The organism is Streptomyces sparsogenes, assembly GCF_001704635.1.
GTDB lineage: Bacteria > Actinomycetota > Actinomycetes > Streptomycetales > Streptomycetaceae > Streptomyces > Streptomyces sparsogenes.
Window position 1 is genome coordinate 25,443 of the sequence record NZ_MAXF01000094.1, and the last position, 25,411, is coordinate 50,853.

21 protein-coding genes are annotated in these 25,411 nt (G+C 73.1%); 11 read left to right on the plus strand and 10 right to left on the minus strand.

The window, feature by feature from the left end:
• The first annotated feature begins 56 nt into the window (after positions 1-56).
• The 4 genes from BBH68_RS42770 (at position 57) to BBH68_RS18880 (ending at position 4,557) form a co-directional block, all read left to right on the plus strand.
• A complete protein-coding gene (locus tag BBH68_RS42770) occupies positions 57-188 on the plus strand; it encodes an ALQxL family class IV lanthipeptide (RefSeq protein ID WP_211301783.1) in 132 nt (43 codons plus the stop codon).
• 73 nt (positions 189-261) lie between these two features.
• On the plus strand, positions 262-987 hold the full coding sequence (locus BBH68_RS18870) for a flavoprotein (protein ID WP_065963994.1): 726 nt from the start codon (positions 262-264) through the stop codon (positions 985-987).
• On the plus strand, positions 980-2,746 hold the full coding sequence (locus BBH68_RS18875; RefSeq protein WP_141713022.1) for an ABC transporter ATP-binding protein: 1,767 nt from the start codon (positions 980-982) through the stop codon (positions 2,744-2,746). The genes BBH68_RS18870 and BBH68_RS18875 overlap by 8 nt, the downstream gene beginning before the upstream one ends.
• Positions 2,743-4,557 (plus strand): ABC transporter ATP-binding protein, encoded by a 1,815-nt coding sequence (locus tag BBH68_RS18880; RefSeq protein ID WP_158080303.1) that lies wholly within the window; start codon positions 2,743-2,745, stop codon positions 4,555-4,557. The genes BBH68_RS18875 and BBH68_RS18880 overlap by 4 nt, the downstream gene beginning before the upstream one ends.
• Here the strand turns inward: BBH68_RS18880 and BBH68_RS18885 are convergent, their stop codons facing one another.
• The 3 genes from BBH68_RS18885 to lanKC all read right to left on the minus strand — a co-directional run bounded on the left by BBH68_RS18885 (position 4,558) and on the right by lanKC (position 9,836).
• Positions 4,558-6,762 (minus strand): helix-turn-helix transcriptional regulator, encoded by a 2,205-nt coding sequence (locus BBH68_RS18885; protein ID WP_065963995.1) that lies wholly within the window; start codon positions 6,760-6,762, stop codon positions 4,558-4,560.
• Positions 6,763-6,869: 107 nt separating this feature from the next.
• Positions 6,870-6,992: a hypothetical protein gene (locus BBH68_RS44045; protein ID WP_281182485.1), complete on the minus strand. Its 123-nt coding sequence runs from the start codon at positions 6,990-6,992 to the stop codon at positions 6,870-6,872.
• Positions 6,993-7,274: 282 nt separating this feature from the next.
• The gene (gene lanKC, locus BBH68_RS18890; RefSeq protein ID WP_065963996.1) at positions 7,275-9,836 is read right to left on the minus strand and encodes a class III lanthionine synthetase LanKC; all 2,562 of its coding nucleotides are present in this window, start codon (positions 9,834-9,836) and stop codon (positions 7,275-7,277) included.
• Positions 9,837-10,043: 207 nt separating this feature from the next.
• Here lanKC and BBH68_RS42000 point away from each other — a divergent pair, with 207 nt between their 5' ends.
• The gene (locus BBH68_RS42000) at positions 10,044-10,199 is read left to right on the plus strand and encodes a hypothetical protein (protein ID WP_158080302.1); all 156 of its coding nucleotides are present in this window, start codon (positions 10,044-10,046) and stop codon (positions 10,197-10,199) included.
• Here the strand turns inward: BBH68_RS42000 and BBH68_RS18895 are convergent.
• The 5 genes from BBH68_RS18895 to BBH68_RS18915 all read right to left on the minus strand — a co-directional run bounded on the left by BBH68_RS18895 (position 10,190) and on the right by BBH68_RS18915 (position 14,785).
• Positions 10,190-11,452: an MAB_1171c family putative transporter gene (locus BBH68_RS18895; RefSeq protein WP_065964004.1), complete on the minus strand. Its 1,263-nt coding sequence runs from the start codon at positions 11,450-11,452 to the stop codon at positions 10,190-10,192. The two genes, BBH68_RS42000 and BBH68_RS18895, sit on opposite strands and share 10 nt — an antisense overlap.
• On the minus strand, positions 11,440-12,015 hold the full coding sequence (locus BBH68_RS18900; RefSeq protein WP_065964005.1) for a ParH-like protein: 576 nt from the start codon (positions 12,013-12,015) through the stop codon (positions 11,440-11,442). Before BBH68_RS18900 ends, BBH68_RS18895 begins: the two co-directional genes overlap by 13 nt.
• Before the next feature lie 78 nt (positions 12,016-12,093).
• Positions 12,094-12,564: a helix-turn-helix domain-containing protein gene (locus BBH68_RS18905; RefSeq protein WP_065964006.1), complete on the minus strand. Its 471-nt coding sequence runs from the start codon at positions 12,562-12,564 to the stop codon at positions 12,094-12,096.
• A 119-nt stretch (positions 12,565-12,683) separates the two neighbouring features.
• A complete protein-coding gene (locus BBH68_RS18910) occupies positions 12,684-13,265 on the minus strand; it encodes a Uma2 family endonuclease (protein WP_065964008.1) in 582 nt (193 codons plus the stop codon).
• An 80-nt stretch (positions 13,266-13,345) separates the two neighbouring features.
• The gene (locus tag BBH68_RS18915; RefSeq protein ID WP_065964080.1) at positions 13,346-14,785 is read right to left on the minus strand and encodes a M1 family metallopeptidase; all 1,440 of its coding nucleotides are present in this window, start codon (positions 14,783-14,785) and stop codon (positions 13,346-13,348) included.
• 261 nt (positions 14,786-15,046) lie between these two features.
• Here BBH68_RS18915 and BBH68_RS18920 point away from each other — a divergent pair, with 261 nt between their 5' ends.
• The 6 genes from BBH68_RS18920 to BBH68_RS18945 all read left to right on the plus strand — a co-directional run bounded on the left by BBH68_RS18920 (position 15,047) and on the right by BBH68_RS18945 (position 22,676).
• Complete coding sequence (locus tag BBH68_RS18920) at positions 15,047-15,799, plus strand: GntR family transcriptional regulator (RefSeq protein ID WP_065964009.1); 753 nt, start codon at positions 15,047-15,049, stop codon at positions 15,797-15,799.
• Between the two features lie 509 nt (positions 15,800-16,308).
• On the plus strand, positions 16,309-17,973 hold the full coding sequence (locus tag BBH68_RS18925; RefSeq protein WP_065964011.1) for an APC family permease: 1,665 nt from the start codon (positions 16,309-16,311) through the stop codon (positions 17,971-17,973).
• Positions 17,974-18,206: 233 nt separating this feature from the next.
• Positions 18,207-18,392, plus strand: coding sequence for an SPOR domain-containing protein (locus tag BBH68_RS18930; RefSeq protein ID WP_065964012.1), 186 nt, complete (start codon positions 18,207-18,209; stop codon positions 18,390-18,392).
• Positions 18,393-18,502: 110 nt separating this feature from the next.
• Positions 18,503-18,898: a (deoxy)nucleoside triphosphate pyrophosphohydrolase gene (locus BBH68_RS18935; protein ID WP_065964015.1), complete on the plus strand. Its 396-nt coding sequence runs from the start codon at positions 18,503-18,505 to the stop codon at positions 18,896-18,898.
• Positions 18,899-19,321: 423 nt separating this feature from the next.
• On the plus strand, positions 19,322-19,765 hold the full coding sequence (locus BBH68_RS18940; protein ID WP_065964082.1) for an ATP-binding protein: 444 nt from the start codon (positions 19,322-19,324) through the stop codon (positions 19,763-19,765).
• A 169-nt stretch (positions 19,766-19,934) separates the two neighbouring features.
• Positions 19,935-22,676 (plus strand): SpoIIE family protein phosphatase, encoded by a 2,742-nt coding sequence (locus BBH68_RS18945; RefSeq protein WP_065964017.1) that lies wholly within the window; start codon positions 19,935-19,937, stop codon positions 22,674-22,676.
• A gap of 13 nt (positions 22,677-22,689) precedes the next feature.
• On the opposite strand, the gene BBH68_RS18950 is transcribed toward BBH68_RS18945, so the two are convergent.
• Positions 22,690-23,460, minus strand: coding sequence for a succinate dehydrogenase/fumarate reductase iron-sulfur subunit (locus tag BBH68_RS18950; protein ID WP_065964019.1), 771 nt, complete (start codon positions 23,458-23,460; stop codon positions 22,690-22,692).
• A complete protein-coding gene (locus BBH68_RS18955; RefSeq protein WP_065964022.1) occupies positions 23,457-25,409 on the minus strand; it encodes a fumarate reductase/succinate dehydrogenase flavoprotein subunit in 1,953 nt (650 codons plus the stop codon). Before BBH68_RS18955 ends, BBH68_RS18950 begins: the two co-directional genes overlap by 4 nt.
• Positions 25,410-25,411: the final 2 nt, after the last annotated feature.

A 25,411-nucleotide genomic window follows, 5' to 3' on the forward strand; every position in this document is an offset into this window, starting at 1 on the left:
GCGGGACACCACCGGCGACACACCACGACACACCACCGACAGAGGAGAGAGAACGCATGGACACCGACCTCGACGCGCTGCAACTCCTGCCCAGCGAGGAGGAGACAGCCGCCATCTGCTGGTTCACCTGCCTCGGCACATGCGGCGGCGTCACGTGCGACGGCACCTGCGGGCGTACGGACGTCTGACGCGCCGAGCCGCACCCGACCCCACCCAGCCCGACCCGACGTACACATCTCCGATCGGCTGAGAGGAACCACCGTGCCGGAACCGCAGGACGAGGGCGCGACGCGGGTCTCCGCCGAGCGCCCCGCCCCTCCACGGGGGCTGCCCAGGGTGACGCTCGAGCGGGGACGCGTCCTGTTCGTCTCCTCCGGCGCCATCGGCGTCACCGCTCTTCCCGAATGGGTCCTGGCCCTGCGGTTCCGCTACGGCTGGTCCGTCCGCGTCTGCCTCACCCACTCCGCGGACCGGCTCGTGTCCCGGCACGCGCTGGCCGCCCTGACCCAGGCCCCAGTCGAGGGGCCCGACTGGCCCACCGAACGGGGGGTCGTGCCCCACCAGGAGCTGGCCGAGTGGCCGGACCTCGTGATCGCCGCCCCGGCCACCACCAACTTCGTCGCGAAGTGCGCGGCCGGCATGGCCGACAGCCTCGCCCTCACCACCGTCCTGTGCACGGGAGCACCGGTGCTGATCGCACCGAGCATCCCGGAGAACGCCCTGCTCCGGCCGGCGGTCCGGCGCAACCTTCGGCTCCTGGAGGAGGACGGGTACCACCTGGTGCCCATGGGCCCCGCCGTCTCGGCCCACCGGGGCACCGTCAGCCCGTCCGGCATGCCCGGCCTGCCGGCGATCCTGAAGGTCGCCGCCCGCGTATTGGAGAAGACCGAGAAGTCGGACGAGACCGAGAAGAGGGAGAAGGCCGAGCAGGCCGAGAAGACCGGACGCGAGAGCGCCATCGACGCAGGGAGGCAGCCCGTTGGCTGAGCCTCCCGCCGCCTCACCCGCCCCGCCTTCCCCGTCCGCCCCGTGCGCCCCCTCCGGCCGCCGTCTGCTGTGGGATTCCGTACGGCACAGCCGAGGCCGACTCGCTCTCCTCGCCGCCCTGATGCTGCTGCACAGCGCCACCGTCCTCCTCACCCCCGCCTTGCTCGCGGCCGCGGTGGACGGCGTCCTGCGCGGGTCGGGCGATCCGGGTCCCGCGGTGGAGTGGGCGGTGGTGGTGGCGGTCGGCGGGGTCTGCGAGGCCCTCCTGATGCCCCTGGGCACCTTCGGCGCCGCGTGCGACGCCCGCCGGCTCCGCATGCGCCTCGCGCGGCACCTCATCGGCCTCGGAGCCAGGCGGCCCCAGCCGCACGGTGAGTCCGTCACCCAGGTCACCCAGGCGGCCGTGCAAGCCGGGATGGTGCCCGTGGCCCTCGCGCAGTGGACGGTGACGCTGGCCGGCTCGCTCGTGGCGCTCGCCTGGCTGTGGACCACGGACTGGCGTTCGGCCCTGGCCTTCAGCCTGGCGGCCCCGATCGCGGTCGTGGTCGCCCGCCGCTTCATCGGCCGGGTCACCGAGACCCACTCCGCGTATCTGGCCTCCCAGGGCGAGATCGCGAACCGGCTTCTCACCGCGCTCTCCGGCGCCCGGACCATACGGGCCTCCGACACGCTCCACGCCGAGCGGGCGCGCGTGCTGGAGCCGCTGTCGGAGCTGTCGGCCGTGGGCCGGCGGATGTGGCGGATCCAGCGGGGCACCGTCTGGCAGTTCGGCCTGCTGCTGTCGCTGACCGAGGCACTCGTGCTCGCGATCGCCGGGCTCGGCGTCACCCAGGGCCGGCTGTCGCCGGGACAGCTGCTCGCCGTCGCCGGATACCTCCAACTCGCCTTCCAGGCGTTGCGGCAGATCGAGGCGCTGCTCACGCTGGCCCAGGCCAGGGCGGCCGCGGATCGGGTGGCGGCCACCCTCGCCGTCCCGCCCCCGGTGTACGGCCGGGGGAGCGCCGGGGGCCCGGCCGGTGTCCGTGGCTCGCTGAGCCTGCGCAAGGTCACCGTGCGGCGGGACGGCGAGACCCTGCTGGACGGCGTCGACCTGGACGTCCCGGCCGGCCTCTCGGTCGCCCTCGTGGGCCGGACGGCCTCGGGCAAGAGCCTGCTCGCCGGCCTGCCCGGCCGGCTCACCGAACCGGACGAGGGCGAGGTGCTCCTCGACGGCGTCCACCTGCGCGACCTGACCGCGGCCGAGCTGCGCCGCGCCGTCGCCTACGCCTTCGAGCGCCCCCTGCTCATCGGGACGACGCTGCACGACACCATCGCGTACGGCCGCCCGGACACCTCCCGCGCGGCGGTGGAACGCGCCGCCCGCCTCGCGCGCGCGGACGGTTTCGTCCGGCGCCTGCCCGACGGCTACGACACCCCGCTGCACTCCGCCCCGATGTCCGGAGGCGAACGGCAACGCGTCGGCCTCGCCAGGACGCTGGCCCGGGACGACGCTCACGTGTACGTCCTCGACGACGCCACCTCGGGCCTGGACACGGTCACCGAGGCCGAGGTCAGCGAGGCCGTCACGGGTGCGCTGGCGGGCCGGACGAGGCTCGTCGTGGCCCACCGGGTCACCACCGCCGCCCGCTGCGACCTCGTCGTATGGCTCGCCGACGGCCGCGTCCGCGCGGTGGCCCCGCACACCGAACTCTGGTCCGACCCCGCCTACCGGGCGGTGTTCGCCGTCGAGGAGTCCGCCGTCGAGGAGGAGCCGTCGTGACCGAGATCGCCGACTGGCGCCCCGGGCTCCGCCTGCTGCGCGCCGCGCTGCGCGGCACCCGCGCCCCGGTGCTCCGCGTCGCCGCCTGGTCGGCCGTGGAGGCGGCTCCGGCGCTGGCCTCCGGTTGGGTGCTGGGGCGCGCCCTGGACCAGGGATTCCTGGACGGGCGCCCGGCCACGGGACTCGCCTGGCTGACCCTGCTCGGCGTGCTCTACGCCCTCCGGGCCGCCGCGGAGCGCGCCGTCTTCGAGCCGCTGTCCCACATCGTCGAACCGCTGCGCGACGAACTCGTCCGACGGCTCGTGCACGGCACTCTGTACGCCGCCGTTCACCGGGTCCGGACCGCTGACGCGACGGATGTGGCACGGCTGACCGGCCAGGTCGAGGCGGTGCGCGGGATCGTGGGGGCGCTGCTGCGTACGGCGCGGCCGCTGGCCGTGACCCTGGTCGCCGCGCTCACCGGCCTGGCCGTGCTCGACCCGCTCCTGGCGGCTCTGGTCGGGGTGCCGCTGGCGGTGGCCGTCGTGGTCTTCCTGGTGAGCATGCGGACGGTCATCCGCCGCCGGCAGAGTTATCTCGCCGCCGAGGAGCGGGTGGCCGCCGTCACCGGCGAGGTCCTCGCGGCCGGGCGGGACATCACGGCGCTGGGTGCCGAGGAACGGGCGGCCTCCGATGTGCGGGACGCCGCGGACGCCTCCGTCGCGACGGCCCTCGCCGTGGCGCGGGCCAGTGCCGTCCGCGCCCCGGTCGTCCTCCTCGGGGGCCGGCTTCCGGTGCTGTTGATCCTGCTGACCGGACCCGCGCTGGTGCAGCGGGGCGGCGTCTCCGCCGGGGCGGTCGTCGGCGCCGTCATGTACGTCACGGTGTATCTGGTGCCCGCCCTCGAGCTGATGACCGGCTCGGTCGCCGGCTACTGGAGCCAACTGCGCGTCCTGAGCGGCCGGCTGGCCGCGGCCTCGGACGTACCGGATGTACCGGGCGTATCGAACGATCCCGTGCCGGTGCCGGCGCCGGTGTCGGTGTCGGTGTCGGTGTCGGTGTCGGCTCAGGATGTGGTGGCCGAGGTGCCGCGGGAGGGAGACCTGGAGGTCCGGAACCTGACATTCGCCTACGGGCCGCACGCCGCACCGGTGCTGCGCGGGCTGGACCTGGTCGTCCCCTCCGGCGACAATCTCGCGATCGTCGGCCCCAGCGGCATCGGCAAGTCGACGCTCGCCGGACTCCTCGCCGGGGTCGAGACGCCGCTCGACGGCACGGTGACGATGGCCGGGCAGCCGGTCCGGCCGGGGCGGGTGGCGCTGCTGCCCCAGGAGGCGTACGTCTTCCCCGGCACGGTCGGCGACAACCTCCGCTATCTCGCGCCGGACCTGGACACCGCCGCGCTGGACCGGGCCGTGGCGGCGGTCGGGGCGCGGGAGCTCGTCGCCCGCCTCGGCGGCTACGACGCGGAGCTGACGGACCCGGCCGGCACGCTCTCCAGCGGAGAGCGCCAGCTCATCGCGCTGGCGCGGGTGTATGCCTCACCGGCCCGGGTCGTGGTCCTCGACGAGGCGACCAGCCACCTCGACATGGCGGCGGAGGCCGTGGCGGAAACCGCCTTCGCGGCCCGTCCCGGCACTCTCGTCGTGATCGCCCACCGGCTGACCACGGCGGCCCGGGCCCGGCGCGTCCTGCTCCTCGACGGAGAGCGCCCCGTCCTCGGCAGCCACGCCGAACTCAGCGCCACCAGCCCGGCGTACGCGGCACTCGTCGGTCACTGGACGGCGCAGGCCCCGCGCGTGCCACAGGGGTCGCGGGCCGGACGGCCCTGATCAGCCGGGTGCGGTGCCGCCCGCCGCGGCCGCGGCCAGGGCCGTCCGGGACCGTACGCCGGTCTTGCGGAAGATGCGGGTGAGATGGGCCTCGACGGTCTTCACGGAGATCACCAGGGTGTCCGCGATATCGCGGTTCGGCATGCCCAGCCGGACCATCCGGACGATCTCCGACTCCCGGACCGACAGCGCGGGCGTGGTGGCGGCGCCGACCCTGGGCCGGCGCCCCCCGATCGCACGCTGCTGGTCGATGGCCAGCCGCCGCAGCCGGCCGGATCCCGTCGCCACCGCCAGCGCCTTGGCGCGCCCCGCCTCTTCGGCGGCCGCCGACAGCTCCCCGGCGCGGGCCAGCCGCTGGGCCAGCAGGAGACGGGTGTGGCCCTCCCACAGGGCCATGCGCCGGTCGGCGAAGCCGGACGCGGCCTCGCGCAGCAGCGGCAGCGCGAGGCCGTCGTCGACGGCCTCCGCCCTGGCGTACAGGTCGCGCGCGCGTCGCCCGGGCGCGATGCGCGGCACGCCGGCCCCAGAGCCTTCAAGGACGCCAGAGCCTTCAAGGCCGCCGGGGCTGCCGGGGCTGCCGGGGCTGCCGGGGGCGCCGGGGGCGTCGTGGCTGATAGGGCCGGCGGGGCTGCCAGGGCCGCCGGGGCCGTCATCGCCGTCGCGGCTGCCGGGGCCGCCGGAGCCGCCGGGGCCGTCGTGGTCCTCGTTCCCCGGCGGCCGGCGGCCGGCCTCGGGCGGCAGAACGGCCCACCACAGCCGCTCGACCGTGGCCGGCGCCGCGGCCGCGGCCCCCGTACGCGGGCAGCCGTCGCGCCAGGTGAGGGCGGACGCGCGGAGCAGCCGGGCGAACCCGGCCAGGTCGGGGCGGTGCAGCGTGCTCGCGCGTGCCTCGCAGTCCTCCGCCGACCGCAGCGCCTCCGCCAGCCTCCCCAGGGCGAGCAGCGCGCAGGCGTGCCCCAGCAGGAGCCGGGGCAGCGCACCGGACCGCCCGGCCCGGCGCGCCGCCCGGACTCCCCGGGCGAAGAGACCGGCGGCGGCGGAGAAGTCCTCGGCGACGTGCGCCGCCCAGCCCAGCCGGACGACGGTCTCGACGTGCTCCGCCAGTGCCGCGGCGTCCATGGCGCGCAGGAAGGCCGCCGCGGCGGCCGCCCCCGCGCGGTAGTCGGCGGTGTGCCCGGCCACCGCGCCGGCCAGCGCCACGACGGCCGCCGCCTCCGGTCCCCTGTCCTCGGCCAGCAGCTCCCGTACGGCGGGGAGTTCGCCGCGGACGGCCGCCAGCAGGGCGAGCCGCAGGCGCAGGGGCGGGGCCTTGTCCTCGGGGGCGGCCCGCAGGCCCGCGGTGAGGAGGTCGCGCGCCTCGTCGTGCCGGCCGAGGTCGATGGCCAGACGGGCGCGCAGCTCGGCCACCGCCGTGGCGTCCTCCAGATCGCCGAGTTCCGGCAGCAGTTCGCGGCACAGGCGGTGGTCCCCCACGCGCTCCGCCGCCCGCCAGAGGGCGAGCACGAGTCGGCGGCGCAGCGCGGGCGGCGTGTCGAAGGGCGCGATCCGGCGGGCGGCGCGCAGCCATTCCACGGCACGTTCCGGGGCGGAGCCGAGGACATGGTCCGCCGCGTCGGCGAGCAGCCGTACCGCGGAGAGGTCGCCGGGGGCGGCGGACCGGGCGACATGGACGGCCCGTTGGGCGGGCTCGGCTCCGGTCTCGTCCAGCACCTCGGCGGCCCGCGCGTGGGCGGCGATCCGGGCGCCGGGCGGGATCCGGGCGTACACGACGGCTCGCAGCAGCGGGTGGCGGAACCGGAAGAGCGGCGTGCCGACCGTATGGGGGCTGATGACCCCGCGTTCGGCGAGTACGTCCAGGGCGGGGAGCACGGCGGCCGCCCCGCGGCGGGCGACGGCGGCGGCGAGCGCCGGGTCGAACGGGTCGCCCAGCACGGCCGCCGCCCGGACGACGTCACGCTCGACCGGGCCGAGCCGGTCGGGCTCGCGGGCGTGCTGGGGGAGCGGGCCGGGGAACAGGCCGGTGCGGGCCAGTTCGCGCAGTTCGGGGTCGGTGAGCGGGGCCAGCGTGGCGAGCCAGCCCGGGATGCCGCCGGTCAGCTCGTACAGGAGGCAGCGGCGTTCGACGGAGGTCCCCGCGTCGAGCAGCCCGGCGAACCGCTCCCGGCTCAACGGCGGGGTCTCGGGTACGGCGGTGACATCGTTCATGGGACCAGCCAGAGAGGAGAAGTCGGGGGCTTGGAGCGGGCCCGTGCGGACGGGGTCTTCCCGCCGCACGGGCCCCGCTCGTCGTGCTGCCGGGTGGACCGGGCTTGCTAGTGGGTGAAGATCGAGGGCGGGATGCAGAGGAGCACGCTGGGGGTGCTGACCTCCACCACCCCCTCCTCCTCGCTCGTCACCTCGGACGCGAGTTCCTGCAGTTTCAGAATCTGGTGCAAGGCCGGACTCCTTGGCCGGGCGGGGAGGTGCCCGGCGCCCGGGCACCTCCCCGCTGGTGGCGTGACGCTCTCGTCGCCGGTGCTGCTAGCAGACGGCGCTGAAGTCGCTCTGGCAGACCCCGCTGAGCGTGCTCCACTCCTCGACGCCGTCCTCGTCGGGCCCGTGGCTGTTCTCGAGCTCCTGCAGTTCCAGGATCTGCGGCATGGTCGGTCTCCTTCTCACTGATGGGATGTGCCGGTGACACCCGGCCGACGGACGCGGCCGGGAACTCGTGGGGCCTCTCAGGACCGTGCGGCGATCGCGTCCACGGTGAAGAACGGATCGGGGGCGGGGTCGAGCAGTTGGCTGAGGAAGAGCAGCACCCCTGACGAACCGCTCCAGAGTTCGGCGCTGTACCGGAAGGTCTGGTCGCCCAGGAAGCGCACCCCGTCCGGGTGCGGCACGGCGTGGGCGTACAGCGCCCGCGCGACCCGCAGCGCCGCCCGCCGCGCCTCGGCGTCGCCGGTGAGGCGGGCGTGCTCGGTCAGGGCCAGGCCGAGGCCCGACAGCCCCTGGTACAGCCCGGGCATCGCGGTGAACCGCGAGTCGAGCCGGGCGAGCAGCCGCGGCAGGGCGGCGGCCAGCCGTTCGTCGTCCACGGCGGCGGTGTAGCGGGACACCGCGAAGGTGACTCCGGCGCTGCCGCTGTACAGGTAGGGCATCGCGCGGCGGTCCGTCTCGGAGACCGGGAAGGACAGGTCGGGGGCCGCCGGGTCGGAGGCGCGGTCGAGTTCCGCGTGGAGCAGCCGTACGCCACGGGTGAGCGGGCCGCGGTCCCCGGTGACCCGGGCGAGCTGCTGGAGCAGCAGGGCGATGCCGCTGCGGCCGTGCAGCAGTCCGACCGCGTCGTCGGGGCCGAGGTGGGCGGCCAGCTCGCTGTCGGGCGGCAGCGCGGCGGTGAGGGCCCGGGCCCGGTCGAGGTGGTGTTCGTCGCCGGTGCGGCCGTACAGGGCGAGATGGGCCAGGGCGACACCGGCGCCGCCTCCGGCGAGGGTGGCGGTCCGCGTGGTGAGGGGATGGAGGTCGGCCGTGGCGAGCAGGTCGGCCGCCTCCTGGAGCAGCCCGTGGTCCGCGAGGACCCAGGCGATGCCCGACAGGCCCATGTGCAGCCCGGGCGGCAGGGTCGGCGCGGCGGAAAGGGCGTCGCGCCGCAGCCGTTCCAGCGCCCCCTCGGGGAGCGGCCGTCCGGCCCGGGACAGCGCGTGCAGGACACCGGCGGTGCCGTAGGCCAGGCACAGGGTGTTGGACAGATAGCCTTCCGGGACGGTGGGGAACACCCGCTCCGCGTGGTCCGGATCGGCCATCGCCACCAGGGCGTCCGCGGTGGCGTCCCGCAGGGCGGCCAGATGCGCGAGGGGGTCGCTCTCCACCTCTTCGGGCGCGGGCAGCGGTGGGGTCTCGCGCGGCGGGTGGTAGCGGGTGGCGCGCGACCACAGGGAGTCCGGTACCGGCGCGGTGTTCTCGATGCCGTGGCGCAGGTGCGTCAGCGTGTCGGGGTTGCGCTGGACGACCAGGTTCAGGGGGAAGACCAGGAACTGGGCGATCGCGCACAGTCCGTAGTGGTCGTAGCGCTCCGGGTCCCCGCCCACCAGGTCGTGCGGGGGGCTGAAGCCCGGTGTGCCCATGGGCGTGAAGTCGGCGCCGGTCCGCGCGGCCGCCTCGAAGTCGATCAGCCGGATCCCACCGTCGTCCGTGGCCATCACATTGCCGGGGCTGACGTCGACGAAGACGAAGCCGAGGGCGTGCAGCCTGGCGAGGGCCTCTTCCGTCTCCGCGACGATCCGCTCGCATCGCGCGAAGTAGTCGGCGAAGTCCTGGGGCGTCGGCGCCGTTCTGATGCAGGGGTTGTGGGCGACGGTCCACCCGTTCAGGTTGCGGCCCTCGATGAACTCGGTGACCAGGAATTCGTGTTCCCATTCCCGGAAGTAGGCGATCGGCTCGGGGGCGAGCCCCGGGGCGGCGGCGTGCAGGGCCTTCAGCGTCTCCCACTCGGCCCGCAGCCGTTCGGTCGCGGTGATGTCGCCCGCGCTGACACCGGTGTGCTGCCGTGCCTCCTTGATGAACACGCTGCGGCCGGTGCTGTTCTCCCGGCCCCGGTACGCGCCTCCGCCGTTGCTGGGCCGCAGCACGGCCTCGAAGGTGTACCCGCCGAAGGACAGCTCGCCGCCGGGAGCGGGGGCGGACTCCTCGAACGGGTCCTGGATGCCGGCCGGCAGGTGGAACGCCACCCCGCGCCGGTCCTCGACCAGGTTCCCGTGGCCGTCACGGACCAGCGGCAGGGCCGTGCCGTCCGGCTTGAGCCGTTCCAGCCTCCGGTAGGCCCCGTAGCGGTAGTGGACCGTGCGGGACTCGCCGAACCGCCGGTCGCTGAGGACGTACGGGCCCTCCTCGTCCTTCAGCGCCTCGCTCAGGGCCTCCATCAGCTTGCGGGACGCGGCCACGTCCGGGGGATAGGCGGCGATGAACTTGCCGCTCTGCGGACGGGCCGCGTGTTTGTGGTGCGTCCACTGGTAGAACAGCTCCGCGGCGAGGTGCTTGAAGGGGACGCCCTGCTCGAAGAGGACGCCGGTGGCGAGGTCGAGCACCTGGTCGAGGCGGTCGGGCCGGGCCGAGACGTGCACCTTCCAGCCGCACTCGGCGAGCACCGCGTCCTGGGGCCGCCACATGGTCCACACGCCCGTCCGGTCGGATGTCCACCCGTCCGGGACACGGCTCGGACGGAACAGCCTGCCGAGCGCGGGGGCGCTCTCCAGCGGTGCGTAGAAGTCCGGGTCGGCGACAGTGAATCCGTACGGTTTCCTCATCCGTCTCTCCAGGGGCCGCGTACGCGAGACCGTCCAGTACGGCGAAGTGGGCGGGCCCGCTCTTCTCGCACCGGTTGACGCACCACACGATGGCGAACGGCACCCCGGGTGTCAACTGATGTGAATGTGCTTCTCGATCTCATTCATCTGAGCTAATATCGCCGGCGAACCTTCACCTTCACCTGACGAGCCCTCAAGGAGGCGGTTATGAGCGGAGTTCTGGCCCTCCAGGCCCTGGAGCCGGCGGACACCGAGGTCGCGGACGCGCTGCCCACGACCATGACCATCACGACCGGCAACAGCCATCTGAGCGTGTTCATGGACTGCACCACGACCGTCACCCGGGCGATGCCTCAGGGCTGACCGGCGGTGCCGGCCGCCGCCGCGGCCTGGTCGCGGGTGCGGTCCCGGACCTCGCCGACCACGGGGGAACGGGTGAACGCGTGAGTGACCCGGACCAGCCAGGCCGCCTCGTCCTCGGTGGTCTCCAGGCGCTCCGCCGGTGTCCGGCGGCCTGGGCCAGGTGTCCCTCCGCGCGGCCGGCCGGCCCGTTTGTTCTCCAGCGCCGCGGCGATGACGGCCGCTTCGACGACGGCCGCTGTCAGGGCTGCTTCCGGGTTGCCGGCGGCCGTCGCCGGGCCGGCGCGACCCAGCGCCTCCCCGGCCCAGGTGGGCGCCTCCGGCTGCTGGTAGGGCCGCAGCGCCAGGCTGCCGTCCCGGATCTCGATGACCCTGCGGTACAGGGCGAACTCCGCCTGGCGCAGCCCGGGGGACCGGCGCGCGGCGCGCGGATCCAGCGCGATCTCGGGCAGTTCGGCGTAGAGCGCCGACCACAGCGGTTCCAGCCTCTTGTGGGCGCGGCGGGCGCGCAGCCGGCGCAGGGGGCGGGCGACCCGGTCGCCCCACAGGGTGGCGGTGGCACCGGCGGCGGCCAGCACGGCCGTGACCATGCCGAGGGTCGTGGAGAGGAGGTCCTCGCCCATGTCCTGCCGCCCGGCGGCGACATTGGCGGCGGCGTCGTCCAGGGCCCACAGCGCCCACACCACCCCCGTGGCCGTGGCCAGCGCGGCCAGTCTCAGGCCCATGCGCAGCGGGCCCGGGGGAGTGCGACGCGTGTGCCGGAACAGGGCTCGCGCGAGGACATGCAGACACCAGCAGATGTAGCCGGCGAAGAGGACGTTGTACGCGGCGAGGGCCCACCCCCGGCCGGGCGCGGCCACGGCCGAGGCGCCTTCCTCGGCGACTCCGGCGGTGAAGAACAGCACCAGCGCCGCCGCCTGGACGGCGACGGCGGCGCGGATCCGGCGGCGTCGCCGCACCGGCGCGGAGCCGGACCCCGGCGGTCCGAGGGCGAGCGCGACCAGCGAGAGGAAGGTGGCGGCGGCGGCCTTCAGCTCGTACGTCACGAGGAGTTCGGTGGCGGGGGAGGGGACGAGGTGATCCAGCGCGTCCAGCACCACCGGGGCGTTGAGCAGCATCGCCGTTCCCACGCACAGCGCGAACCCGGCCACGTCGCGCTGGGCCGGCTCGGCCCTCCCCCCGCGGGTGATCACCAGCCGGTGCACCGCGAACACCAGGAAGACCAGGGCGGCGAGGGACGCGGTCAGGCTCGCCATGAGCGCCGCCGGGCGACCCGCCGGCCCGGGACCCGCTGCTCGGGCGAGCCGAACAGGGAGCGCAGCCGGGCCTCTTCCGGCCCGGTCGAGGCCCGTCGGGCCGCGTCCGCCCGGTCGAGCTCCGCCGCGCGGTGGAGGATCAGGGACGCGACGAGTTCGGCCTCTTCCTCCTGTGGCTCCGTATAGACGGTGCGCCCCAGAACCCGCTGCACCAGAGAGGCCGGGAGGTGCGGCAGCAGGACCGTGGCGGCGGAGGACGCCGCGGGGGAGGTCTCATGGTGACCGCATAACAGGTGGGCGACCTCGTGCAGCTGGATGTGCTGCTGGTGCAGGGGCGTGGTGTCCGCGGGATAGAGGATGCGGTCGGCGCGGTCGGTGGTGACGAGCAGCCCGCACGGAAGGTGCGGCCGCGCCGCGACCGGCATGAGGTCGATCGGCCGGCCCCTGGTGCGCGCCAGCCTTCCGATGAACTCGTCCATGGCGAACGGGGTCGGCAGGTCCAGGCCGTCCACCAGACGCCGACATCGTTGCCACAGGGGCTTGTCGCTCCGGCCGCTGCGCACGCGCTGCTCCTTCCCCCGTGGTCCCGTGTGCCCGTGGTCCCCGTGCGACCCCGGCCCCGTGCGACGTGTCCGTCCGGGTCAGCCGCCGGAGCGCTCGCCGTCCGCCGGCGTACGCCTCTGCTCACCGCCGCCGGCCGCGCTTTCCCGCCGGGCCAGGACATCGATCATGTCGCTGATCGTGTTCACGCCCTCGGGCGACAGGTTCACCGCCCGCAGCGCCACGCTCCGGACCCCGGCGTCCCGCAGGGCCCCCAGCAGCTCCAGCTCCTTGGCGATGGCCGCCCCCTGGTCGTCGTCGAAGAAGTACGCGACCGGGACGTCGAAGAACTGGGCGAGCGCTTCCAGGTGCCGCTTGGTGGGATTGTCCCGGCGGCCCGTCCGCAACTGCCACATGTACGTGGCGGAGAAGCTCTCCCCGGTGGCCTCCCGGCACGCCCGGGCGACCTCCTCATGGCTGAACTGCTCACGATTGGGCCGCCGCACGACGCGGAACAGCGTGTCGAGCTTCTCCGCGAGGGTCGTCGGCGCAGCCGACTCGGCACCGCTCACGTCCAGCCTCCCCTCTGCGGTCGATACAGCCAGTATGGGTGCCCGCTGGGCACTCGTTCACTCTAGCTGATGACGTGTCGTTGGGGGCCGGTCGGATTCAGGATGCGGAAGCCTCCGGATCACCCGCGCCGGGGAGGGGTGAGCTTCTCCAGGTCCAGGCTGATCTCGAACGGCACCGGCCGCCGGAGGGCGTCCCGGAAGATTCCGGCGGGCGCGTAGGCGCCGGTCGGTTCGTCCAGCTCATAGACGTGGACGACAGGCGAGCCCTCTTCGTCCTCGATGCACCAGTAGTGCGGGATCCCGGCCTCCGCGTACTTGCGGAGCTTGACCGTGCGGTCGCGGTGCGCCGATTCAGGGGAGACGACCTCGATGACGAGCATGACCTCGTCCGACGAGTACCAGGTGCGGTCGGGGTCGAATGGGACGGAGGTCACCAAGAGATCGGGTTCCGGCCGGTTGCGCTCGTCGAGGCGAATCGTCATTTCGCGTTCGACCTCTATACCGGCTGGGGCCTGCGCCATGAGGGCTGTCGTGAGTGCGGTGACGAGGCGGCCGTGCCAGGACCGCTGCGGCGACATCCTGAAGACGAGGGCTCCATCGATCAGCTCGGTATGACGGGGTGCCTCGGGGAGGTGGTCCAGGTCCTCCGCGAGCCAGCCTTCCTCGCGCGGCGGGCGCATCCAGTCGGGCAGAGCGGTCATGGGACAACCGTAGCGACCCGGCGCGGGCCGGGCCACGAGATCGCGACGGGTTCACCCCCGCCCCGCGGGCCGGGGCCGCGTCACCGAGGGGGCGAGGTGGCCGAGGCCGGCTTGCCGTCGCCGTACAGCCACACGTCGAACAGGTCCCGGAGGTCCTGGCCCGACTTCTTCTCGCACAGCGCGATGAACTGCCGGGTGTCGGCGTTGCCGTGGCGGTGGTCGCGGGTCCAGGCGCGCAGGATGGCGAAGAAGGTCTTGTCGCCGACGGCCTCGCGCACCTGGTGCAGCACCATCGCCCCGCGCCCGTAGACCGGCGGGTCGGAGACCCGGCCGGCGCTGGGCGGGGAGGCGGGCGGGAAGGCCCAGATGCCTTCGCTCTCGTCGTCCGTGCCGTCGTAGAAGTCGTCGAAGATCTCCTGGGCGGTGCGGCCGTCGTGGTCCTCCTCCCACAGCCACTCGGCGTAGGTGGCGAACCCCTCGTTGAGCCACATGTCCTTCCAGGCCCGGGGCGTGACGGAGTCGCCGAACCACTGGTGGGCGAGTTCGTGCACCAGCAGCGCCTCGCCCGGCGGCGACGGGAAGACGGGCTTGGTCTGGGTCTCCAGGGCGTAGCCGAGGTCGGGCAGGTCGGCGACGATCGCGCCGGTGGAGGAGAAGGGATAGCGGCCGAAGGTCCGGGTCTCCCAGTCGATGACCTCGGTGACCTGGTCGGGAAGATCGGCGGCCCGGTCGGCGAGTCCGGGGTCGACGGCGACGTACTGGGGGAGGGTGCCGTCGGTGGTCGTGGTGTGGATGTCGAAGTCGTCGATGGCGACGGTGGCCAGATAGCTCGCCATGGGTTCGGCGGTGCGCCAGTGGAAGGTGGTGCGGTCGCCGTGCTCGGCGCGGTCGGCCAACTCGCCGTTGGACACGGCGGTGTAGCCCCGCGGGACCGTGATGGTGATGTCGTACGCGGCCTTGTCGGACGGGTGGTGATTGCCCGGGAACCAGGCCATGGAGCCGGTGGGCTCGCCGAGGCCCACGGCGCCGTCCTCGGTCTCGATCCATCCCTCTTCCGAGCCGTCCGGGTCGGAGATGGTCCTGGGCCGGCCGTCGTAGACGATCGTGGCCTTGAAGGTGCGGCCCTTGGGGAGGGCGGCGGCGGGGGTGAGCGTCAGCTCCGTACCGGTGCGAGCGGTCCTGGCGGGCTCGCCGTCGACCGTGGCCCCGCGCACCCGCAGTCCGGCGAGGTCCAGGTTGAGGGAGGACAGGGCGCGGGTGGTGCGGGCGGTGAGTTCGGCGGTGCCCTCGAGGCGGTGGGAGTCGGGGGAGTAGCCGAGGGTGAGGCGGTACCGGGTCACGTCATAGCCGCCGTTGCCGAGCCCGGGGAAGAGCCGGTCGCCGACGCCGGCGGCGCCGGGCCGCGCGCCGGGGACCCCGTCGGAGTCGTCGTGGGATCCCCCTCCACTGGTGCAGGCGGCGGCGCACAGCAGCAGGGCGAGGGCGGCGGACAGCGGCCGCGGAGAGGGACGGGTGCGCAGGGCGGGCTCCTCGGGGACCGGCGGATGCACGGCGATGAGCGGTGCTGAGCGGTGGGCGAACGGCGCGTGCACGGCTGTGCACGGCAATGCGACGGGATTGTCCCGGCGTTGATCGCCATTGATACCCGCCTTATGCGCTGTTGTCGAAGTAAACGTCCCTGAGCTGCAGTTCACCACTTCTGGTGAAGCTCTGGCCTTCAGTTGCGCACGACAACACTCGGTTGCGAAGCTGTTGCCGACTGTCAACCACGGGGAGCGCACGTGGCCTTTGGTGACCAGCCCGCATACCTCCGAGTCGCCGACGACCTCCGGAAGAAGATCACCACCGGCGAGCTGCCACCGCACACCCGCCTCCCCTCCCAGGCCAGGATCCGCGAGGAGTACGGGGTCTCCGACACCGTCGCCCTCGAGGCGCGCAAGGTACTGATGGCCGAGGGCCTGGTCGAGGGCCGCTCCGGCTCGGGCACCTATGTCCGGGCGCGCCCCGTCCCGCGCCGCCTGGTGCGCACCGGCTATCGCGTCGGCGGCGCCTCCAGCCCGTTCCGCCAGGAGCAGGCCGACGACCGGATCATCGGCACCTGGGAGTCCGGCAGCGAGCAGGACGAGGCCGGCCGCGAGATCGCCGAGCGGCTGGGCATCCGGCCCGGCGAGCGCGTCATGCGCACCCGTTATGTGTTCCGGGCGGCGGGGGACGCGGTGATGATCTCCACCTCCTGGGAGCCGCTCGCCGTCACCGGCCGCTCTCCGGTGATGCTCCCCGAGGAGGGCCCGCTGGCCGGGCGCGGTGTGGTGGAGCGGATGGCCGCCATCGATCTCGTGGTGGACAACGTGACGGAGGAAGTCTCCGCGCGGCCCGGCCGGGCCGAGGAGGTGCTGACGCTGGGCGGGGTGCCGGGCCACTTCGTGCTCGTCATCTCGCGCACGTATTTCGCGGGCGGCCGCCCCGTCGAGACGGCCGACGTGGTGGTGCTGGCCGAGCGGTACCGCATCGCTTACCACCTTCCGGTGCGCTGACCGCCGCTCTCGCCGGGGCGGGGCAGTGCCCCGATCGGCGCCCGTAGATCGTTTCGCCCTCAACTCCGGTAATGCCTCATGGATTTGAGCTGAATTTGAGCTGAGGGGAAATTGAGGTAGATTTGAGGTCCGTGGCTGCTGCATGGAAAGCGGCACATCGGACTCAACTCGCGTCACCCGACCATCCGGGCCCATTCGCGGTATCTGTGCACGAACGTTGAGGAAGAGCCGCGGCTTCCCCCTTGGGTTACCTGCGATTGCGGACGGGATTAATGAATCCCGTGCCCGGTCGGTAAAGATTCCGCGAAGGGCCCGGTGAGCATCCTCGATGCCTGCTTCTCGTGGATTTTACCAGTGATTGACCTGCGCTGATGTGGTCCAAAGGGTGATCGCGAGAACCGGACCTCAAACTCAGCTCAAACCCGCGAGGTACCCCTTCAATTCGCTTGTACGATGACGCGCGTTTGCATCAGGTACAGCTATCGGGGACGAAGGGAGTGTCAGGGACGTTGAGCACTGAACAAGGTTCCCACTCGCATTACAAAAGGTCGCTCGGGACGGTGTCGCTCACCGCGGTCGGCCTCGGTTCCATCATCGGCTCCGGTTGGCTCTTCGGTGCCGAGCGGGCCGCGTCGCTGGCCGGTCCCGCGGCCATTCTCGCCTGGGTGATCGGTGCCGCGGTCGCGCTGACCATCGCCCTGACGTACTCCGAGCTCGGCTCGATGTTCCCCAAGGCCGGCGGCATGGTCCGGTACGGGCAGTACTCGCACGGCTCGCTCGCCGGCTATCTGGCCGCCTGGGCCAACTGGATCGCCATCGTCTCCGTGATCCCGGGTGAGGCCACCGCCTCCATCCAGTACATGAGCTCCTGGGACTTCGACTGGGCGAAGCATCTGTACGACGGGAAGGAGCTGACCGGCACCGGCGTCGTCCTCGCCTCCGTCCTGCTGGTCTTCTACTTCTTCCTCAACTGGTTCGCGATCACCCTCTTCGCGAAGACCAACACCGCGATCACCGTCTTCAAGGTGGTCGTCCCCACGCTGACCGCCGGCGCCCTGCTGCTGGCCCACTTCGACACCGGCAACATCAGCGGCAACGGCGGCTTCACCCCCAACGGCTGGAGCTCGGTCTTCACCGCCGTCGCGGTCTCCGGCATCGTCTGGGCGTACAACGGCTTCCAGTCGCCGCTCAACATGGCGGGTGAGGCGCGCAACCCCGGCAAGTCCCTGCCCAAGGCCGTCATCAGCTCCATCATCATCTCGCTGGTGATCTACGTCGCCCTGCAGGTCGCCTTCCTGGGCGCGGTCCCGGCCGCCGACCTGTCGCACGGTGGCTGGTCGAGCCTGTCCTTCAACTCCCCGCTCGCCGACCTGGCCACCGCCTGGGGCCTGAACTGGCTGGCGCTGCTGCTGTACGCGGACGCCTTCATCTCCCCGTCCGGCACCGGCATGATCTACGCGGCCACCACCTCCCGCATGATCCACGGCGTGCAGGAGAACGGCCACCTGCCGAAGATCTTCGGCAAGGTCGACCCCAAGACCGGCATCCCGCGCCCCGCGCTGCTGCTCAACCTGGTGATCGCCTTCGCGTTCCTCGCCGTCTTCCGCGGCTGGGGCTCGCTCGCCGAGATCGTCTCCGTCGCGACCGTCATCTCGTACATCACCGGCCCGGTGGCCGTGATGTCGCTGCGCCGCCTCTCCCCGAACCTGCCGCGTCCGGTGAAGCTGCGCGCCATGCCGATCATCGCGCCGATCGCGATGGTCTTCGGTTCGCTCGTCCTGTACTGGGCCCGCTGGCCGCTGACCGGCAAGGTCATCTTCATCATGGCGATCGGCCTGCCGATCTGGGCCTGGTACGAGCTGCGCAAGCCGTGGGCCGAGCTGAAGCCGCACCTGCTGGCGGGCGCCTGGATGGTGACCTACCTGCTGGTCATGGCGATGGTCTCGTGGGCCGGCGGCAAGGACTACGGCGGCCGCGGCTACCTGCCCGAGGGCTGGGACATCGTGATCGTGGCCGCGATCGGCCTGGCCTTCTACGCCTGGGGCGTGAGCAGCGCCTGGCGCAACCCGAGCCTGGTGCAGGCCGAGCAGGAGCTGGCCGCCGACGCCGCGGCCGAGGCCGCCGCGGGCGAGGCGGACGACGACCGGCGCGAGAAGACCGCCGCGGGCGTCTGAGACGGTGCGGGCCGGACGAGGTGCCGCCTATGGCGGACGCCTATGGCGGGGCAACACCTCGACCGGCCACACCGCCGATGACCGGCGGCGTGGCCGGATGAGTGCCTCGTTGTGAGAAGCCGTATCCGGTGCGTGAAGGTTGGGCGTAGGCTCGGGCATATGCGGATCGGGAATTCCTTACCGGAGTCACGGAGGCGTGCGCGGGGGCGCGCCGGATTGGAGGGGGCGGACCGATGAGTGACAGCAATGCCGTCCTGCCATGGCTCGTCATCCGCCAGGACGACAACGGCAACCGCTATCGCGTCGGCCGTTACGCCACCAAGACCGAGGCCCAGGAAGTGGCCGACCGGCTCGACTCGCAGAGCAAGGAGCAGCTCTACGTCGTCGAGCGGACCGCGGCCTCCCGCCAGAGCCGCTGACCCCAGCCGGACCCGCCGGACCCGCCGGGCGGGCCCGGCCCCGTCCCCCTTCCGTCGCCCGCGCCGATCTCCCGCGTCGCACCCCGGGGCACTCCCGTAGGGTGCGGCGCATGACGGTGCGCGTGGTGGTGGGCGGAGCGGTGTTCGACCAAGGGCGGCTGCTGGCCGCGCGGCGCAGCGCCCCGCCCGAGCTTGCCGGCCGCTGGGAGCTGCCGGGCGGCAAGGCCGAGCCGGGGGAGACGCCCGAGCAGACCCTCGTGCGGGAGCTGCGCGAGGAGCTGGGCGTCGAGGTGCGGCCGCTGGAGCGGCTGCCCGGAGAGTGGGTCCTGAAGCCCGGATACGTCCTCCAGGTGTGGACCGCCGAGCTGCGCTCGGGCGAGCCGCGCCCGCTGGAGGACCACGACGAGCTGCGCTGGCTCCCGCCGGACCGCGTGGACGAGGTCGACTGGCTGGACGAGGACCGTCCGGCGGTGGCCGAAGCGGTACGGCGGCTGCTGGGCGCTTAGGGCCTCTCGTTTGGATCAGGCCGGGCTCGCGGGCCCTGGCACCGCGCGGCGCGGCGTTGTCGTCGGTTGCCATGGCTCCGCCATGACGCCCTCCTCCGCCTTGCGATGCCCGGCACCAGACCCCGCTCCCTGATCCGGCCTGATCCAAACGAAAGACCCTAGCCTCCGCCAAGGGCCGGTACCGGCCCGCGCCCGGGACGCCCGCGCCCGCCTCGAGACGCGCCCGTCTTGAGCCGCGCGGGAACGAAACCGCGCCCGCCTCGAGACGCGCCTGACGAAACCGCGCCCGCAAAGCCGCCGCTCGGGAAAGCCCTGACCACGGCTTTGCGATGGTGGGCGGTACTCCCACCCGGATATCGGGTATGTACTGATTAACCTCCCTGAATCCATACATTCCGGCGGGGCTTCGACATGTCGGGGGAAGTGATCGGCGTGACGGACAGTGCGGGAGCGGCCGGCTTCCGGCCCGGGGGGCCCGGTGTCGCCGAGTGGGTCCTCCCCGCCGAGCCCGGCGCCGTCCGGGTGGTCCGCTCCCAGGTGCGCCAGGCGCTGGACGACTGGGGCCTGGCCCCGCTGTGCGATGTGACGGTGCTGCTGGTGAGCGAGTTGGTGACCAACGCGCTGCGGCACGCCAGCGGCCCGATCGGCGTCCGTATGTACGCCCGCCGCGAACGCGCCGCGGCCGAGCCGGTCCTGCTGGTCGAGGTCTCCGACCCGCTCGCCGACCCGCCGCGCGAGCGGGTGGCCGCGCCGGAGGACGAGGGCGGCCGCGGTCTCCAGTTGGTCGCCCGCAGCGCCCTGCGCTGGGGTGCCCGGCGTGACGGCGCCGGGAAAACGGTGTGGTTCGAGCTGGCTCTGCCCGGTTAGGAGTGTGGGGGAGCACTGATCTTGAGCGCTTGTCAAAAAGCCAGGACGGGACCTGAACGCGGGCTGAGATAGTGCTGTGATCGTGAAGACCGTACTCCGGATGGCCGAGGTGCTGGATACTCGCTATCTGGGAGCCGGTCGGAGCACCTGAGCCGGAGGGGACGGGCGCATGAGCGAGAAGCCAGCAAGGGCGGATATGCCCGAGGAGGCGGTTGGTTCGCAGGTGTCGTCAATGTCTACTTCGCTCGTGTTGTCCGGATCCTCCCTGCCTTCGACGCCCCCGGTGTGGCAGAGCAGCTCCCCCGGCTCGATCTATGACTACATCCGGGTCGCCTCGTTCTCGCTGGGGCCCGACGGCCGGATCGCGCAGTGGAGCCGGCGCGCCACCGAACTCCTCGGCCTCACCGCCGAACAGGCCATCGGCAGGGACCCGGTGGAGGCGTTCGTACCGCCCGAGCTGCGCGAGGCCAGCCGCCGCAGGGTCGCCGACATCCTCGACGGCAGGGAGTGGACGGGGCTCGTCCCCTACCACAACCCCCAGGCGCCGCACGGCCATGGGATCGCCGAGGTCTACGTGATGCCGTCCGAGACCGAGCACGGCGAGCGCTCCGCCCTGTGCATCGCCGTCGATGTCACGGCCCTGCGCGGACTGGAGACCGACCTTGCCGCGTCGCAGGCCGTTTTCGGTCAATCTCCGCTCGGTTTCTTTCTCTTCGGTACGGATCTCCGCATGCTGCGCGTCAACGAGCGGTTTGCGACGGTCTTCGGCCGCCCCGCCGAGACGTACCGCGGCGCCTCCGCGTACGACCTGCTCCCGCGCGGCGAGGCCGACCGGCTCGCCGCCGCCCTGCGCCAGGTCCTCGACAGCGGGCAGGCCCTGACCGACATGCCCATCGTGGGCACCGTGCCCGGCAACCCCGAGCGGCGCCGCTGGTCCGTCTCGCTGTACCGGCTGCACAGCGGCTCCGGCCGGCCCATCGGCGTCGCCGGCCTCGCCACCGATGTCACCGGCCGCCGCCGCGCCGAGCAGGAGGCCGCCGGGGTACGCCGCAACCTGGCGCTGCTCAACGAGGCCGGGGCCCGAATAGGCACCTCCCTCGACCTGGAGACCACCGCCCGCGAGCTGCTGGACGTGGCCGTGCCGCAGTTCTGCGACCTGGCCTCCGTCGACCTCTACCAGGGGCTGCTCTCCGGCGACGAGACCCCGCCCGGACTGGCCGACGGCAGCGCCGAGTTGCGCCGGGTGGCCTTCGCCAGCGCCGTCTCGGACGGCCCGGTCGCCTTCGGCGACAGCTACCGGGCCGGGGGCGACGACGACACCGGCGGCGCCACCAAGCCCATCCAGGTCGGCGAGGTGCACCGCTACCCCTTCAACTCCTCCTGCGCCGTGGCCCTGCGCACCGCACGGGCCCGCGTCGTCCCCGGCCCGGGCGGCGGCGAGAGCCTGGAACTGGGCAGCACGATGCTGCAGTCCACGCTCGTGGTGCCGATGGTCGCCCGCGACACGGTGGTCGGCCTCGCCCAGTTCTCCCGCACCAAGGGCAGCGAGCCCTTCGGCGAGCGGGACACCGCCCTCGCGGTGGAACTCGCCGCCCGCGCCGCCGTCTCCATCGACAACGCCCGCCTCTACCGCAGGGAGCACGAGCGCGCGCTGATACTCCAGCGCAGCCTGCTGCCGCCCGGCGACCCCGAGGCCGCCGGACTCGACATCGCCTGCCGCTATCTGCCGGGCAACGCCGCGACCGAGGTGGGCGGCGACTGGTTCGACGTCATCGAGCTGCCCGGCCACCGCACGGCCCTGGTGGTCGGCGACGTGATGGGCCGCGGCCTGCGGGCCGCCGTCGCGATGGGCGAGCTGCGCACCGCCGTACGCACCCTGGCGCTGCTCGACCTGGAGCCCGCCGAGGTGCTCTCCGCGCTCGACGAGATCGCCAGCGGGCTCGGCGCGCCCGGCGGCTCGCACGGCGGGGGGCGGGCGGGCTCGCGCGCCCTGGCCCGCGGCGGCAAGGCCGCCGACGGCTCCTCCGACCTGTCCGAGGTGTACCTCGCGACCTGCGTGTACGCCGTCTACGACCCGGTCACCCGGCGATGTACCTTCGCCAACGCCGGACACCCGCCGCCCGTCCTCGTGGAACCGGGCGAGCCCGCCCTGCTGATGGAGGTCCCGCCCGGGATGCCGCTCGGCGTCGGCGGCGAGCCGTTCGAGGAGATCGAGGTCGAGCTGCCCGACGGCGCGCTGCTCGCCCTCTACACCGACGGCCTGGTCGAATCCCGCGACCACACGCTCGACGAGGGCCTGCAGGCCCTGCGCGCCGCCCTCGACCCCCAGGAGACCGCCGACACCCCCGACACCCCTGCCGGGGCCGCCGGGCGCAAGGCCGTGGCGGGCTCGCTGGAGGACGTCTGCGACCACGTGCTGAGCACCCTCGACACCCACCACGGCGAGGACGACATCGCCCTGCTGATGGCCCGGGTGCAGGGCCTGTCGGCCGACTCGGTCGGCGACTGGCAGCTGCCCAGCGAGCCCAAGTCCGTCGGCCGCGCCCGCGAGCTGGCCCGCGCGCAGCTGGAGTCCTGGGGCATGGACGAGCTGGCCGACACCACCGAGCTGCTGGTCAGCGAGCTGGTCACCAACGCGCTGCGGTACGGCGAGGGCGAGATCCGGCTGCGGCTGCTGCTGGACCGCACCCTGGTCTGCGAGGTCTGGGACGGCGGTCTGGTCCAGCCCCGCCGCCGCCGCGCCCGCGACACCGACGAGGGCGGGCGCGGGCTCCAGCTGGTCGGCCTGCTCAGCGCCGGCTGGGGCAGCCGGCGCACCCCTCATGGCAAGACGGTCTGGTTCGAGCTGCCGCTGCCCGACGGGAGCTCCTCGGGCCCGGACTCCGTGGAGGCCCTGCTGAGCATGTGGTGAGGGGCGGGCGGGGTCAGGACGGGCGGCGCCGGATCTTGTTGCCCAGCCAGACCAGCGGGTCGTACTTGCGGTCCACCGCCCGCTCCTTGAGCGGGATCAGCGCATTGTCCGTGATCTTGATTCCCTCCGGGCAGACCTCGGTGCAGCACTTGGTGATGTTGCAGTACCCGAGCCCGTGCTCCTCCTGGGCGGTGCGCTTGCGGTCGATCCCGGCCTCGCCCGCCGCGTCCAGCGGGTGCATGTCCAGCTCGGCGACCCGCATCAGGAACCGGGGCCCGGCGAAGGCCTGCTTGTTCTCCTCGAAGTCACGCACCACGTGGCAGGTGTCCTGGCACAGGAAGCACTCGATGCACTTGCGGAACTCCTGCGGCCGCCCCACGTCCTCCTGCCACATCCGGTACTCGCCCGGCCCCAGGCCCTCGGGCGGCACGAAGGCCGGCACCTCGCGCGCCTTCTCGTAGTTGAACGACACGTCCGTCACCAGGTCCCGGACGACCGGGAAGGCGCGCAGCGGCGTGATGGTGATCGTCTCGTCCCGGCCGAAAACCGACATCCGCGTCATGCACAGCAGCCGGGGCCGCCCGTTGATCTCGGCGCTGCAGGAGCCGCACTTGCCCGCCTTGCAGTTCCAGCGGACCGCCAGATCCGGTGCCTGGGTCGCCTGGATCCGGTGGACGATGTCCAGAACGACCTCCCCCTCGTTGACCTCGACGTGGAAGTCCTTCAGGCCGCCGCCTTCCACATCGCCCCGCCACACCCTGAAGTGGGCCTCGTACGCGGTCATTGGGTCAGCTCCTCGTCCGTCAGGTACTTCGCCAGCTCGTCCTTCTCGAACAGGCCGAGCAGATCGGGCCGGATGGGCGGGGTCCGGTGGCGCTCCAGCCGGATCTGCCCCTGCCGCGCGTCCGGCGCCGCCAGGCCGCCCGAGGGGTCGGCGAGCCGGCACACCAGGTTGACCGGCCGCCACTCGCGGTCCATCTCCGGATAGTCGTCGCGGGTGTGCCCGCCGCGGCTCTCGGTCCGCTCCAGCGCGGCGCGTGCCACGCACTCGCTGACCAGCAGCATGTTGCGCAGGTCGATCGCCAGGTGCCAGCCGGGATTGAACTGCCGGTGCCCCTCGACCCCGGCGCGCCGCGCCCGCGCCCGCAGGTTGGCCAGGCGCTGCAGCGCCTCCTCCATCTCCCCGGCCCGCCTGATGATGCCCACCAGGTCGTTCATGGTCTGCTGGAGCTCCTGGTGGAGGGTGTACGGGTTCTCGGCCGGCCCGGCGGCCAGGCCCGGGTCGCCGCCCTCCGCGCTGAACGGGCGCAGCGCCTCGGCCGCCGCCAGGTCGACCTGGGCGTCGTCCGGCGCCGGCCGCCGCCCCGCGCCGGCGGCCTCCTCCGCGTACCGGGCCGCGTACAGGCCCGCGCGGCGGCCGAAGACCAGCAGGTCGGACAGGGAGTTGCCGCCGAGCCGGTTGGAGCCGTGCATGCCACCGGCGACCTCGCCCGCGGCGAACAGCCCGGGCACCCCGGCCGCGGCCGTGGTGTCCGGGTCGACGTCCACCCCGCCCATCACGTAGTGGCAGGTGGGGCCCACCTCCATGGGCTCGGCGGTGATGTCGACGTCCGCCAGCTCCTTGAACTGGTGGTGCATGGAGGGCAGCCGCCGCTTGATCACCTCGGCGGGCATCCGGGTGGAGACGTCGAGGAAGACCCCGCCGTGCGGGGAGCCGCGGCCCGCCTTGACCTCGGCGTTGATGGCGCGGGCGACCTCGTCGCGGGGGAGCAGCTCGGGCGGGCGGCGGTTGTTGTCCGGGTCCTCGTACCAGCGGTCGGCCTCGTCCTCGGTCTGGGCGTACTTCTCCTTGAAGACGTCCGGGATGTAGTCGAACATGAAGCGCTTGCCGTCGCTGTTGCGCAGCACCCCGCCGTCGCCGCGCACCGACTCGGTCACCAGGATGCCCTTGACGGAGGGCGGCCAGACCATGCCGGTCGGGTGGAACTGCACGAACTCCATGTTGACCAGCGGCGCCCCGGCCAGCAGGGCCAGCGCGTGGCCGTCGCCGGTGTACTCCCAGGAGTTGGACGTCACCTTGAAGGACTTGCCGATGCCGCCGGTGGCCAGCACCACCGCGGGGGCCTCGATGACGAAGAAGCGGCCGGACTCGCGCTCGTAGCCGAAGACCCCGGCGACCCGCTCCCCGTCCTCGTCCTTGATGACGCGGGTGACGGTGTACTCCTGGAAGACCTTGAGCCGGGCCTCGTAGTCGCCGAACTCGGCCTTGTCCTCCTGCTGAAGGGCGACGATCTTCTGCTGGAGGGTGCGGATCAGCTCCAGGCCGGTGCGGTCCCCGACATGGGCGAGGCGCGGATATTCGTGGCCGCCGAAGTTCCGCTGGGAGATCCTGCCGTCGGGGGTGCGGTCGAAGAGCGCGCCCCAGGTCTCCAGCTCCCAGACCCGGTCCGGGGCCTCCTGGGCGTGCAGCTCGGCCATCCGCCAGTGGTTGAGGAACTTCCCGCCGCGCATGGTGTCCCGGAAGTGCACCTGCCAGTTGTCGCCCTCGTTGACGTTGCCCATGCTGGCGGCGATGCCGCCCTCGGCCATCACGGTGTGGGCCTTGCCGAAGAGCGATTTGCAGATGACGGCGCAGCGCTTGCCCTGCTCGCGCGCCTCGATCGCGGCCCGCAGCCCGGCGCCGCCGGCGCCGACCACGACCACGTCCCACGCCTGCCGTTCGACTTGCGTCATCC

Excerpts from the sequence above, each read along its gene's own strand:
- BBH68_RS42770 (WP_211301783.1), top strand. The coding sequence starts at position 57 with ATGGACACCGACCTCGACGCGCTGCAACTCCTGCCCAGCGAGGAGGAG.
- BBH68_RS18885 (WP_065963995.1), bottom strand. The coding sequence starts at position 6,762 with ATGAACGATGTCACCGCCGTACCCGAGACCCCGCCGTTGAGCCGGGAG.
- lanKC (WP_065963996.1), bottom strand. The coding sequence starts at position 9,836 with ATGAGGAAACCGTACGGATTCACTGTCGCCGACCCGGACTTCTACGCA.
- BBH68_RS42000 (WP_158080302.1), top strand. The coding sequence starts at position 10,044 with ATGAGCGGAGTTCTGGCCCTCCAGGCCCTGGAGCCGGCGGACACCGAG.
- BBH68_RS18895 (WP_065964004.1), bottom strand. The coding sequence starts at position 11,452 with ATGGCGAGCCTGACCGCGTCCCTCGCCGCCCTGGTCTTCCTGGTGTTC.
- BBH68_RS18910 (WP_065964008.1), bottom strand. The coding sequence starts at position 13,265 with ATGACCGCTCTGCCCGACTGGATGCGCCCGCCGCGCGAGGAAGGCTGG.
- BBH68_RS18930 (WP_065964012.1), top strand. The coding sequence starts at position 18,207 with ATGAGTGACAGCAATGCCGTCCTGCCATGGCTCGTCATCCGCCAGGAC.
- BBH68_RS18935 (WP_065964015.1), top strand. The coding sequence starts at position 18,503 with ATGACGGTGCGCGTGGTGGTGGGCGGAGCGGTGTTCGACCAAGGGCGG.
- BBH68_RS18945 (WP_065964017.1), top strand. The coding sequence starts at position 19,935 with ATGAGCGAGAAGCCAGCAAGGGCGGATATGCCCGAGGAGGCGGTTGGT.
- BBH68_RS18950 (WP_065964019.1), bottom strand. The coding sequence starts at position 23,460 with ATGACCGCGTACGAGGCCCACTTCAGGGTGTGGCGGGGCGATGTGGAA.
- BBH68_RS18955 (WP_065964022.1), bottom strand. The coding sequence starts at position 25,409 with ATGACGCAAGTCGAACGGCAGGCGTGGGACGTGGTCGTGGTCGGCGCC.